This is a genomic window from Winogradskyella luteola (assembly GCF_019203985.1).
Taxonomy (GTDB): domain Bacteria; phylum Bacteroidota; class Bacteroidia; order Flavobacteriales; family Flavobacteriaceae; genus Winogradskyella; species Winogradskyella luteola.
In genome coordinates, this window is sequence record NZ_JAGSPD010000012.1 from 23727 (window position 1) to 37284 (window position 13558).

A 13558-nucleotide genomic window follows, 5' to 3' on the forward strand; every position below is an offset into this window, starting at 1 on the left:
TTCTTTTTTAAATTTTTGAATCAAAACGCCTATTTTTGTTAAAAACTGAAAAATATGCTAAAAGCGGGTGTTCTTGGTGCTGGTCATCTCGGTAAAATTCATCTTAGATTACTCAATCAATCTGCAAAATATGAGCTTGTAGGGTTTTATGATGCTGATTCAGAAAATGCAAAACGTGTCGTTGAGGAATTTGGCTATACATACTACGATTCCATTGATGCTTTAATCGATGCCGTAGATGTCGTTGATATTGTTACGCCTACGCTTTCTCATTACGATTGTGCAAAAAAAGCCATTAAAAAAGGCAAGCACATTTTTATAGAAAAGCCGATTACCAATACAGTTGAAGAAGCCGAAACCATAAGAACCTTAGTGGCTGAACACGGTGTTAAAGGACAGGTTGGCCATGTGGAACGTTTTAATCCAGCATTTATTGGAGTTAAGGATAAGATTGAAAATCCTATGTTTATTGAGACACATCGTTTGGCTGAATTTAATCCGCGCGGTACAGACGTACCAGTGGTTTTAGATTTAATGATACACGACATAGATATTATCCTTAGTGTTGTAAAGTCACCTATTAAACATATCTCGGCCAGTGGAGTTTCGGTAGTTAGCGAAACACCTGACATTGCTAATGCACGAATAGAATTTAAAAATGGCTGTGTGGCTAATTTAACTGCTAGTCGTATCTCACTAAAAAACATGCGTAAAACACGTTTCTTTCAGAAGGATGCTTATATCTCAGTAGATTTCTTAGAAAAGAAGTGCGAAGTCGTAAAAATGAAGGATGCACCAAAAAATCCTGGCGATTTTGATATGATTCTACAGAATGCTGAAGGTGTAAAAAAACAGATCTATTTTGATAATCCTGAAATTGAAAACAATAACGCCATTTTAGACGAGCTAGAAACCTTTGCAGATGCCATTAACAACAATACTAAACCCATTGTTACCTTACACGATGGGACTGAAGCGTTACGTGTAGCCACTATGATTATTAATCAGTTTTAATTCTCACTTTCGTGGGAATCTCATGATAATAACTAAAATATAAATAAACGGATTCCTGCTTTCGCAGGAACAAAAATTAAAATTTTTGATGAAAAACATAGCCGTAATTGGAGCAGGAACAATGGGAAACGGAATTGCCCACACCTTTGCGCAATCTGGATTTAAAGTTCAACTAATAGATATTAGCGAAGCCTCATTAAAACGTGGTATGGATACCATTGCTAAGAATTTAGACCGTATGGTTGCTAAAGAAAAAATCACTGAAGCAGACAAGTCTGAAACCCTCGGCAACATTGAAACATTTACCGATACGGAATCTGGGGTGAAAAATGCTAATTTGGTCGTTGAAGCTGCAACCGAAAATATAGATTTAAAGCTTAAAATATTTAAACAATTAGATGAAGCTTGTGGAGAAAACACCATTTTGGCAACTAATACGTCTTCTATTTCAATTACACAAATTGCTGCTGTAACGTCTCGACCAGAAAAGGTTATAGGTATGCACTTTATGAATCCTGTACCGATTATGAAATTGGTAGAGATTATCAGAGGTTATAACACCAGTGATGATGTTACTACCACTATTATGGATTTATCTAAAAAACTTGGCAAGGTACCAACTGAGGTAAATGATTATCCAGGTTTTGTTGCAAACCGTATTTTAATGCCAATGCTAAACGAATCTATTGAAACATTATACAATGGAGTTGCTGGTGTTGAAGAAATAGATACCGTAATGAAATTAGGTATGGCGCACCCAATGGGACCATTACAACTCGCAGATTTCATTGGGCTAGATGTTTGTTTATCGATTCTAAACGTTATGTACGATGGGTTTAAAAATCCAAAATATGCACCTTGTCCCCTATTAGTTAATATGGTAAGAGCTGGGAAGTTGGGTATAAAATCTGGCGAAGGTTTCTATGATTATTCAGAAAGCAGAAAAGCAGAGAAAATTGCTAATCAATTTTTGAAGTAAAACAGTTCAAAGTATAAAGTGTGAAGCAAGCGTAACGATTTAGGATGAAAGTACAAGATTTGTTAGCATATAAGAAAGGATTTAATCTTGCAATGGAGATATACAACATTTCAAAATCTCTCCCAAAAGAAGAAACATATTCACTTACAGACCAAGTAAGACGTTCCTCTCGGAGTGTTTGTTCTAATTTATCTGAAGCTTATCGTAAAAGGAGGTATCCAAAACACTTCATAAGTAAGCTAACTGATGCTGATGCTGAAAATGGAGAAACACAAACTTGGCTAGAATTTGCATTAGCTTGTGAATACATCTCGACCAACCAATTTGATGAATTGTATAAGGCATCTATAGAGATTGCTAAACTTTTAAATTATATGATATTAAATCCAGAAAAGTTTGGCTCAAGTGAACAATAATTATGAAAATATTCAAATATTAGTAGAAATCGTACTATCCACTTATTACGTTACACTTAAAACTAACAAAATTGGCCATAGTTAAACCTTTTAAAGCAGTAAGACCAACCAGAGCAATCGTTGGATTAGTCGCTGCACGTCCATACCAAAGCTACACGGTTAATGAGCGTGAATCGCGTATGGAATATAATCCCTACAGTTTTCTTCACATTGTTAATCCTGGTTATAAATATGATCAGGAAGTCACCGGAAAAGAACGTTATAAACTGGTAAAAAATAGGTATTTAGAATTTAAGGAAGATGGTATTTTTGTACAAGATGAAAAACCTAGTTTCTACATTTATAAAATTGTAAACCGATATGGTCAGAAATTTAATGGTATTATAGCAACAACAAGTGCTGAAGACTACGAACGTGATGTCATTAAAAAACACGAAGATACCTTAGCCAAACGTGAGCAAACTTTTAAAACCTATCTTAAAACTGTAGGTTTTAATGCAGAACCTGTACTACTCACCTATCCAGATAATGATACTATAGCTAAAATAATACGCGAAACTCAAAAAGGCCATGCCGAGTTTGAGTTTACCATGACTTACAGAGACACTCACTATCTTTGGAAAATTGACAATAAGGATACCATTGCAACTATACAAAAAGAATTTGAAAAAATGGAAACCATCTATATTGCAGATGGTCACCATCGCTCTTCATCCTCGTATCTTTTGTATAAAGACGAAAAAGGGAGAAATCCCAGTCATAATGGAACGGAGTCATACAACTTTTTTATGTCATATCTCATTCCAGAATCTGATTTGGTAATCCATGAGTTTAATCGTTTGATTAAAGACCTAAACGGCTTAACTAAAGAAGAGTTTCTTATAAAGTTAGATGAAGGCTACCGTATAGAAAACCGCGGCTTAATGCCCTACAACCCGTCAAAACCACATCATTTTAGCATGTATTTAGATGGTGAGTTCTACTCTTTATATTTGCGAAAAACCAACTACCAATTTAAAACTGCGTTAGATGCGTTAGATGCGCAATTACTCTATAAAACCATTCTACGACCTATTCTCGGTATACACGATTTACGAAACGATGACCGTATAGAATACGTTAATGGAAAGCATGAAATGATTACCATTAAAAGTAGTGTTGATAGTGGCGAATTTATGGTAGGTTTTGGTATGTGTCCTTCAAACGTTCAGCAAATGAAGCAAATTGCAAATGAAGGTTTAAAAATGCCGCCAAAGAGTACTTATATTTTACCAAAACTAAGAAGCGCAATTACGATTTATGAGTATTAAAAAGTAGACCTGTCAAATACTAGATCGTAGATAATAGACTATAGACTTTTTTGAACTAAAAATGAACATCGAACAAAACCTAAATAATATAAATTCGAGCATACCAAAAGATGTAACCCTTGTTGCCGTCTCTAAAACCAAACCTGTAAGTGACTTAATGGAAGCATACAATGCTGGTCAACGCGTTTTTGGGGAAAACAAAATACAGGAAATGGTTGAAAAGTACGAGCAAATGCCAAAGGATATCCAATGGCACATGATTGGTCACGTTCAACGTAACAAGGTGAAGTACATGGCTGAGTTTGTAAATCTAATTCATGGTGTGGATAGCTTAAAACTATTAAAAGAAATCAATAAGCAAGCAAAAAAGCACGATAGGGTTATAAACTGTTTGCTTCAAATTAAAATTGCCGAAGAAGACAGTAAATTTGGTATGTCTGCGGAAGATGCTTCGACCCTACTTCAATCTGAAACGTTTTCAGAATTAAAAAATATAAGTATTGTTGGGGTAATGGGAATGGCAACATTCACTTATGACACGAAGCAAATTGAAAATGAATTCACACTTCTAAAAACTACGTTTGATAAACTCAAAATTCAAAATCCAAAACTCAAAATTATAAGTATGGGCATGAGTGGAGACTACCAATTAGCAATTGATTGTGGAAGCACCATGATTAGAGTTGGAAGTCGTATATTTGGTGCAAGAAATTATAATAATTAGCCTTAAGTCGCAGTTAAAATTTTCTGTATTCGACTTAACAAAAATAAAATAATAGTATCTACGCAATACTAGACATAGAGACTACAGGCGGTAAGTACAATGAAGAAGGTATTACTGAGATTGCCATTTATCGATTTGACGGTCATGAGGTTAAAGACCAATTTATTTCATTAGTCAACCCTGAGCGCGAAATTCAGCCTTTTGTTGTAAACCTCACAGGTATAAACTCTAAAATGCTTCGAAACGCCCCCAAGTTTTACGAAGTTGCAAAACGTATTGTAGAGATTACTGAGGGTTGTATTGTTGTTGCGCACAATTCATCTTTTGATTATAGAATCCTCAAAACAGAGTTTAAACGTTTAGGCTTCCCTTTTAAACGTAAAACACTATGCACTGTTGAGCTTTCGCAACAACTTATGCCAGGTATGGAATCTTACAGCTTGGGGAAATTAACAAGGGCTTTGGGCATTCCTGTTAGTGATAGACACAGAGCCAATGGAGATGCTATGGCTACTGTAAAACTTTTCAAAATGCTGCTGAATAAAGATTTGGAGAAGGCCATTATTAAAAGCGCTGTTAAAATTGAAAAGAAGTCTAAGCTTGCTCCCAACTTAAAAGAGATTATTGAAGAGCTTCCATCTGCAACGGGTGTATACTATATACATAATGAAAAAGGTGAAATTATATACATTGGCAAAAGCAACAATATAAAAAAACGTATAATACAACATTTTACCGGCACAAGTTCTAAGTCCAAAAAAATCCAAGCCTTGGTTAGTGCAGTAACCTACGAAAAAACAGGTAGTGAACTAGCAGCACTGTTAAAAGAAAGTGAGGAAATAAAAAAGAACAAACCTATTTTCAATCGTGCTTTGCGAAGAAGTATTTTTACACACGCTCTATACAGTTTTATTGATGAGAATGGCTATATTAATATAAAAATAGATAAAGCCGATAATAATGTGCCGGCTATAACAACATTCAGTACCAGATCTAGCGGGAAACATTTTATATTTAAAATTGCTGAGGATTACAGGTTATGCCATAAGTTAACGGGTATAGATACCACTAAAACAAGCTGCTTTAAATTTGATGTGAAAGAATGTTTGGGAGCATGTGTAAATAAAGAATCTCCCGAAGTCTATAATGAGCGTGTTAATATGCTAATAACAAAATATAGCTACGAAAATAAAAATATGCTCATTATCGATAAAGGCAGGGATATTGATGAAAAGAGTGTTTACCTAATAGAAAATGGCATCTTCAAAGGTATGGGGTATTTTGACCTTAACCATCAGATAAATAATAGAGCTATTTTAGCCTCCCTCATAACACCAATGCAAAATGACAGAGACACACAGCATATCATTCAAAGTTATATGCGTCGAAATAAAAGATTAAAAATTGTAGAACTCCAAAATCAATGAAATTAAAACTTAACCTCTTAGCTTTAACAATCTCCCTTTTTTCTTTTTCCCAAGATTATAGCGTTTCAATGTCAGTTACCAAAAGTGATCTCGAACTGAATCATTATTCTAAGGACTCTACTGCAAATGCTTTGGTTATATACGACCATGGAAACAGTCTTGTAGATGAAGACACCTTTTGGCTAAGGTTTCAAGTAAAAAGAAAAATAAAAATCTTAAAAGCTGAAGGCCTAAAAGAAGGGGAAATAGAAGTACGGCTCTACAAAGGAAAATCCTCTAAAGAGAAAATTAGAAACATTAAGGCAGCCACATATAATTTAGAAAATAAAATTATAGTAAAAGATGTTTTAAAACCTTCTGCAATATTTGAAGAGGAAAATGAAAACTACATTTTGGTAAAGTTTGTTTTGCCCAAGGTAAAGGTAGGAAGTGTAATAACTTACAGCTATGAAACCCAATCGCGATTCATGGCCAAATTTCAACCTTGGTATTTTCAGGGGGCAAACCCAGTACTCTATAGTGAATATAATACAAGCATACCTGGTAATTACGAATATCATATAAAATTGGTTGGAAATATTCCTCTTGAAACGAACGACCAAACAGTAAAAAAAGATTGTATCTACCTCAATGGGGGAGCATCGGCGAATTGTGCAGTTGCAAAGTATGTTATGAAAAACATACCTGCCTACAAACCTGAAGGATTCACCACTACCGCATTAAATTATATAGCTAGAATTGAGTACGAGCTAAGTGTCATTAGACGATTTAACGGTAGTGTGGAAAGGTTAACCAAAACATGGGACTATGTTGACAAAGAATTAAAAACCGATAGTGATTTTGGTAAGCAGATAAGTAAAAAAAGTTTAATAAAAAATATACTTCCAAGTGGTATATCGTCTAAAGATAATCAACTAGAAAAGGCAAAAGCCATAAGACAGTTTGTAGTAGATAATTTTAAGTGGAATGGAAAATATGAGCGGTACGATGTATCAGTAAAAGAATTATTGAAAGAAAAAGTTGGTAGCGTATTTGAAATTAACCTGCTTCTTGAGAATTTACTAAGTAGTGAAGGCTATAAAGTATATCCAATACTGATATCAACACGAAACAATGGATTACCAACTAAAATCTTCCCGGTTTTAACAGATTTTAATTATGTAATTCTAAAAACCACTATTGATGGCAAAGATTATTATTTGGATGCCACAGAACAATACATACCATTTGGTGAGCTCCCGTTCAGGTGCCTTAATCAATACGGACGATTAATGGATTTTGAAAACGGAAGTTACTGGGAAAATATTACTGTAAAAAAACATTCATTAAGACATCATAAAGTTAATATGACGTTTCAGGACGATATGTTCCTTGGTACTATAGACAGTAAATTTACAGGATATCATGCGCATAGTTTAAAACGTATCTGTACAGAAAGTCCACAAGCTTATCTCGAACAGAAGGTAAATGCCAATCCAAACATAAAAATAAAGGCACACGATATTTCAAATTTTGATAAGAGCGAATACGATTTTCAAGAAACTATTGAAATCGCTATGGAACCTGAAATCATTGGTAATAAGATTTATTTAAATCCGTTTGTATTTAAATTTTTTAAAGAAAATCCTTTTAAGTTACAAGAACGTACTTACCCAATAGACTTTGGGTATAAGGACATCTATACTTATGCCATGAAATTAGAATTAGGTGAAAATCTAAGTGTAACAGAAACCCCTAAAGATATTAATCATAAATTACCTAACAATTCCGGATCATTTACATGTAGCGTAAAGCAACTGGACAATCACCTTACAATATATTTTAGAATAAAGTTTGATAATGCAATCTACGTTCCGCAATTTTATGATTACTTAAAGGACTTTATGAGTGAAATTGTTGAAACTCAAAATAACGCCTTAATTGTTTTAGAAAAACAATAGTATTACTTTTCGTATTTTTAAACGTGGAAAAAACCAATAGACATAACTGGAAAAGCAAACTCCATGAAATAATTTATGAAGCAGATACACCTGCTGGTAAACTATTTGATATACTATTACTAATATTTATCTTGTTAAGTATTGTTTTAGTAATGCTAGAGAGCGTTAACAATATTGATAAAAAATATCATGATATTTTATATTTTGGAGAATGGTTTGTCACGATTTTATTTTCCATCGAGTACATTCTTAGAATAATTAGTGTAAAAAAACCATTTAAATATATTTTTAGTTTCTTCGGGATTATAGATTTTCTCTCTACAATACCTTTGTATTTCACCTTTTTGTTTGGAGGAACTCCAGCTTTAGTTACACTAAGAGCATTACGACTACTAAGAGTTTTCAGAATTTTAAAATTAGCAAGATATTTAGGAGCTTCTAATCAACTTAAAGATTCCATAATTGCAAGTCGCGTAAAGATATTTGTCTTCCTCTTTGCTGTGATGGTATCCTCTATAATATTTGGAACTATAATGTATTTGGTTGAAGGTGAGGAAAACGGCTTTACTAATATTCCTAAAAGTGTATATTGGTGTATTGTTACCCTTACAACTGTAGGTTTTGGTGATATTGCGCCCAATACGGCATTAGGGCAGTTTATTACCACAATAATTATGATTTTAGGTTATGGAATCATAGCAGTACCAACAGGGATTGTATCTGCGGAATACGCTAAAAACGCTAACAAAGACACTGAGAAAAAAGGTGATGAGGAATTAGAGGATGCCGATCTGGTTGAAGTACACACCAACTCGCAATGCTGTATTAATTGTTTGGCCGAAAAACATCAGGATGGTGCTGAATTCTGCCACAAATGTGGATGCAAATTACATCATGACTAATACGCTTATTTCTATTGTTGGCCCAACTGCTATCGGCAAAACAGCCTTAAGTATAAAATTGGCTCAACATTTTAACTCGGAAATTATTTCAGCAGATTCACGACAGTTCTATAAAGAAATGAACATTGGTACAGCTGTACCTTCAAAAGAAGAACTAAAGGCCGCAGAACATCATTTCATTCAGCATAAGTCAATAGAAGACTATTACAATGTTGGCGATTTTGAACGCGATGCGATTGCTTTAATATCTACAATTCATAAACATAACCCTGTCGCTATAATGGTTGGCGGTTCTGGTCTATACGTAAAAGCCGTAACCAAAGGTCTGGATTATTTTCCTGAAGTTGATACTGCGGTTAGAACCACACTGAATGCTAATCTAAAATCTGAGGGATTGCAACACCTACAACAACAATTAAAATTTTTGGATAAAAAAGCTTATGACACCATTGCCATAGATAACCCGCAACGTCTTATAAGAGCTTTAGAAATATGTATAGGTACAGGCAAGGCGTATTCTTTATTTTTAACCAATTCTGAAAAGACTCGTAATTTTAAAACTATAACTATTGGACTAAATGCCGAACGTTCTATTATTTACGATAGGATTAACCAGCGTGTGGATATTATGATGGAAAATGGTTTGCTTGAAGAAGCCAAACAGTTATTTCCGTATAAGCATTTAAATGCGCTAAATACTGTTGGTTATAAAGAATTATTTAATCATTTTGAAGGAAACCACACCTTAGATTTTGCCATATCCGAAATAAAAAAGAATACAAGACGCTTTGCCAAGCGACAACTCACTTGGTTTAAAAAAGATAGTTCTATAAAATGGTTTGATTATGAAACAGATATCAATGAAATTATCCGTTTCGTTGAAGAAAAGCTATAAAACAAAATCCGACCTAAAAGCCGGGTTTTGTTTTAATTATCTTTATTTGTTAATTACCAACCTAAAGCCTTCGCCATGAATATTCAGTATTTCTACTTTTGGGTCTGGCTTTAAGTATTTACGGAGTTTAGCGATATAAACATCCATACTACGAGATGTAAAATAATTGTCATCTCTCCATATTTTTGTCAATGCTAATTCTCTTGGCATTAAATCATTTTCGTGAAGTGCCAATAAGCGTAACAATTCATTTTCTTTTGGTGATAACTTAGTTGGCTCACCTCCATCAAACTTTAAAAAACGAAGTTTAGAATTTAAATCGAAACGTCCGATTTTAAATTCAAATTGTTTACTATCAGCAACACTATCGGTAGCTTTGCGCTGCATAATAGCTTTTATTTTCATTAACAAGACTTCGCTATCAAATGGTTTGTTGAGATAATCGTCTGCTCCAACCTTATAGCCTTTTAGTACATCTTCCTTCATTGCCTTAGCTGTTAAGAAGATAATTGGAACATCTGTATTTTTTTCACGGATTTCTTTTGCTAAGGTAAACCCGTCTTTATATGGCATCATTACATCCAAGATGCAAAGGTCGTAATCGTCTTTTTTGAACTTCTCAAAACCTTCCATTCCATTCTTGGCATGGACAACGTCGTAATCGTTCATCATTAAATAATCTTTTAAGACTGTTCCGAAATTTGGATCGTCTTCTACCAAAAGAATTTTCTTGTTTTGTTCTTCCATAATTCGTTTTTATGATATTAACGGTAGCTTTATAATAAAAGTACTACCTTTTCCTTTTTCACTTTCTACTGATATATAACCTTGATGGTCATCTACTATTCGTTTTACATAAGCTAAACCAAGCCCATGACCTTTTACATTATGTACATTACCTGTGTGTTCTCTATAGAATTTTTCGAACACACGCTTGGCAACTTGCTTGCTCATACCATTACCTTTATCGGCAATTTTGAGTATAATATTGTTACCAACATTTTCACTAGACACATCAATCTTTGGTGCATCATCTGAATATTTAATGGCATTATCCAATATGTTTACGATTACATTTGTAAAATGTGTTTCGTTTGCCAAAACTGATGACTTTGCAGCATTTAAATATGTTTTCACATACCCTTTTCTATCTTCAACTATCAATTCTACATGGGTTATTGCATCTTCGATTAGGTCGTGCAACTTAATACGTTCCTTACTAATATTTAACTCGTTCTTTTCTAACTTAGATATTCGTAATACATTCTCTACTTGAGCATGCATACGTTTATTTTCATCCTTAATCATACCCAAATAACGCTTCACCTTATCTTGATCTCCGATTATTTTTGGATTTCTAATAGCATCTAACGCTAAATTTATTGTAGCAATCGGTGTCTTAAACTCATGCGTCATATTATTAATAAAATCCGTTTTTATCTGAGATATTTTTCGCTGTTTTATCAATTGGTGTATCGCACTAGAAAACGCCAAAATAATTATACCTGTAAAAATAATTGACAATACCACCATTGGCAATATTGAGGATATTAAGTACTTTTTCCTATCTGGAAAATCCACATACAATGTATAATTGCTTTCATTATTATTATCTAAAAATACAGGTATACCAACAGTTGTTTCTTTATCCATACTAAAATTTAGTGTCTGGATTTTTGTAGCTAGATCATCGTCATATATGGCAAATTCAAAATCTAAATCCACCCCTTCACTATGCAATTCACGTTCGAGCAAAACCTCAACGTGAGGGGCAGAAACTCTTTTGTGTATTGGCACATCCTTGAGCAGTGTTTTAAATGAAGTCTCATAGCTCTGCTTATCGATTAAAGGTAACTTAGAAAACTCCACCAAACGTCGTTGAGGCTTAATCCCCAACTCACTTCCATCTAACCTCGATTTGTTGTAGTACTCCGTAACACGTTCATTAGTAAAACTACTTATATCTATGCTGTCTGCATCAATTTCAAAGAACAATGAGGGCACTTTAAAGCGTTCCTCCAAAACCGTATTTCTATGAATTATGGTTTCATCATTCACATCATCTTCAGTGGTAATGTATAGTTGCCTAATTATGGTAGAATCAGGCTCTTTGTTGTTAGCAATAAAAGGTTGAATTAAACTGTGATATTTCTTAATTTCGAATTCTTCAATATCTCTCGAAACAAAACTAAGTGCTCGCGTAACACTTAACGTAAAATTCTTCTCCTCATTTTCTAAACTATTATTTATAAAAAATGATTGCACAAATATTATACCAATGAGCGATAGGCTCATTAATACCACCAATAAGATGAATAGCTTTCTGCCCATTAGCCAAATTTAACATTTTAACATTTAGCACAAATTAGGTTTAACCTTACATTAACAAAAGCTTTTGTCAGTTTATTTTATTTTTTGAAGTATAGCATGATGAATCTCTTCTACCTGCTGTTTTGCTACATCTAAGTCATTATTAAAAATCACAAAGTGAGACTTTTTAATTTTCTCTTCGTCAGACAGTTGATTGTCTATAATAGATTTCACTTTCTTTCTTGAAGTATCATCGCGTTTCATAACACGCTCAATCCTTAATTCTTCATCTGCAACAACAATAACAATATAGTCGTATTGATGCTCTAGGTTGTTTTCAAAAACAATAGCAGCTTCTTTGAGTACATACGGCGCATCTTGTTTTTTTAACCAACGTTTAAAGTGAGATGCGACCTTGGGATGCACAATGGCATTCATCTTGGAGAGTAGCGATTTATCTGAAAAAATTTTTGAAGCTAGGTAAGGTCTATTCAATTTTCCATCTTTATATGCATATTCACCAAATAGCTCTATAAGTTTTCGTTTTATAACTTTTGAACGGTTCATCAGTGCTTTAGCTTCTTTATCTGCTATATACACAGGTATGTTATAAGATTCAAAGTATTTGCCTATTGTAGTTTTACCACTTCCTATACCACCTGTTAACCCAACTACTATCATATTATAATTTTATAAAATCAATTCGTTTTTGTTTCATACTTATTCGCTTAACAAATTCAGGTTTTTTAACAATTTTTGGGATAAAATACGACTGATTATTTTTAACTGCTGTGTAATCACATTCTATACTAAAGCCTGATGCATCAATGGTATTATAATGATCTAAATCTACATAATACAGCACAGTAACAGTTTTAGGAAAATAATTGATTACAGTGTCCGAGGGTTTGTTCTTGATAGTAATTGGGATTTCGATTGTACCTTCGGTGAATCTCCTTACTTTAGCTTTTACGTTTATAGATTTAGGAAAAACTTCCAGACCTTTTGGTATCTGAAGTTTTATATCTTCGTTAATATCCTTGTTAACTTCTTGTAGGGTCAACTTATCGGTTAAAATCGACTCTATGCCGCTCACTTGATCTGATGAACCCACAACTTTAACACTATCGTTACTCAACGAATAGCCCTCTAAAATATCAAATCCTGGAGCAAAATCTATACGTGTTCTCAAATCTAGAGAAACATATTTTGAAGCCCTTTTCGAATACGGTAGCACCAAAGAATCTGGCTTTACGGACATTACTTTATAAGGTGAACCCAACTGTGCTTCTATAAGGAATTTATGCTTATCAACATCGAAAATATAGTGCTTTGGTTTTGTAACAACATCCGTTTGCGCATCTAAAACAATAGTTTTATGATTCCTAAAAACAAATGGGATTAATGCAAAACCTTTTGCTTCAATATAAGCTTCCATAGTAAGCGAAGAATCGTCTTTTAGTATAATTTCATCTTCCAAATTGGCTAAGTTTACCTTAAGCTTAATAGTTTGCTTATAGTCGTTTGATAGTTTCGAAAAAATTAAGAATATAAAAGAAATGACAACAAACAGGCTAAAACGCTTAGCATTCTTTCTCTTTAGATAACTTGATATATTTAACTTCTTCTTGGTATTCATTT

At 33.6% G+C, this 13558-nt stretch carries 13 protein-coding genes; 9 read left to right on the forward strand and 4 right to left on the reverse strand.

Features of this window, described 5'->3' with window-relative positions; genetic code table 11:
• Positions 1–54 precede the first annotated feature (54 nt).
• The 9 genes from KCG49_RS13425 (at position 55) to miaA (ending at position 9607) form a co-directional block, all read left to right on the forward strand.
• Complete coding sequence (locus KCG49_RS13425) at positions 55–1014, forward strand: Gfo/Idh/MocA family protein (RefSeq protein ID WP_218547208.1); 960 nt, start codon at positions 55–57, stop codon at positions 1012–1014.
• Between the two features lie 88 nt (positions 1015–1102).
• Entirely contained in the window at positions 1103–1993 is an 891-nt protein-coding gene (locus KCG49_RS13430) for a 3-hydroxyacyl-CoA dehydrogenase family protein (RefSeq protein ID WP_218547209.1), read from the forward strand.
• Between the two features lie 44 nt (positions 1994–2037).
• Positions 2038–2409, forward strand: a complete 372-nt coding sequence (locus tag KCG49_RS13435) for a four helix bundle protein (protein WP_218547210.1) — start codon at positions 2038–2040, stop codon at positions 2407–2409.
• A gap of 71 nt (positions 2410–2480) precedes the next feature.
• Positions 2481–3719: a DUF1015 domain-containing protein gene (locus KCG49_RS13440; protein WP_218547213.1), complete on the forward strand. Its 1239-nt coding sequence runs from the start codon at positions 2481–2483 to the stop codon at positions 3717–3719.
• A gap of 61 nt (positions 3720–3780) precedes the next feature.
• Complete coding sequence (locus tag KCG49_RS13445) at positions 3781–4443, forward strand: YggS family pyridoxal phosphate-dependent enzyme (protein ID WP_218547216.1); 663 nt, start codon at positions 3781–3783, stop codon at positions 4441–4443.
• A 56-nt stretch (positions 4444–4499) separates the two neighbouring features.
• On the forward strand, positions 4500–5870 hold the full coding sequence (locus KCG49_RS13450; protein WP_218547285.1) for an exonuclease domain-containing protein: 1371 nt from the start codon (positions 4500–4502) through the stop codon (positions 5868–5870).
• Positions 5871–5938: 68 nt separating this feature from the next.
• Positions 5939–7810, forward strand: a complete 1872-nt coding sequence (locus tag KCG49_RS13455) for a DUF3858 domain-containing protein (protein ID WP_218547218.1) — start codon at positions 5939–5941, stop codon at positions 7808–7810.
• A gap of 23 nt (positions 7811–7833) precedes the next feature.
• A complete protein-coding gene (locus KCG49_RS13460; protein WP_218547219.1) occupies positions 7834–8712 on the forward strand; it encodes an ion transporter in 879 nt (292 codons plus the stop codon).
• Positions 8705–9607: a tRNA (adenosine(37)-N6)-dimethylallyltransferase MiaA gene (gene miaA, locus KCG49_RS13465; protein WP_218547220.1), complete on the forward strand. Its 903-nt coding sequence runs from the start codon at positions 8705–8707 to the stop codon at positions 9605–9607. The genes KCG49_RS13460 and miaA overlap by 8 nt, the downstream gene beginning before the upstream one ends.
• A gap of 42 nt (positions 9608–9649) precedes the next feature.
• Here the strand turns inward: miaA and KCG49_RS13470 are convergent, their stop codons facing one another.
• The 4 genes from KCG49_RS13470 to KCG49_RS13485 all read right to left on the reverse strand — a co-directional run bounded on the left by KCG49_RS13470 (position 9650) and on the right by KCG49_RS13485 (position 13556).
• Positions 9650–10354 (reverse strand): response regulator transcription factor, encoded by a 705-nt coding sequence (locus KCG49_RS13470; RefSeq protein WP_218547221.1) that lies wholly within the window; start codon positions 10352–10354, stop codon positions 9650–9652.
• 9 nt (positions 10355–10363) lie between these two features.
• Positions 10364–11938 (reverse strand): sensor histidine kinase, encoded by a 1575-nt coding sequence (locus KCG49_RS13475; protein WP_256260014.1) that lies wholly within the window; start codon positions 11936–11938, stop codon positions 10364–10366.
• Between the two features lie 72 nt (positions 11939–12010).
• Positions 12011–12598 (reverse strand): dephospho-CoA kinase, encoded by a 588-nt coding sequence (coaE, locus tag KCG49_RS13480; RefSeq protein WP_218547222.1) that lies wholly within the window; start codon positions 12596–12598, stop codon positions 12011–12013.
• 1 nt (position 12599) lies between these two features.
• Positions 12600–13556 carry a YbbR-like domain-containing protein gene (locus tag KCG49_RS13485; protein WP_218547223.1) on the reverse strand — a complete coding sequence of 319 codons (957 nt, stop codon included), beginning with the start codon at positions 13554–13556 and terminating at the stop codon, positions 12600–12602.
• Positions 13557–13558 lie beyond the last annotated feature (2 nt).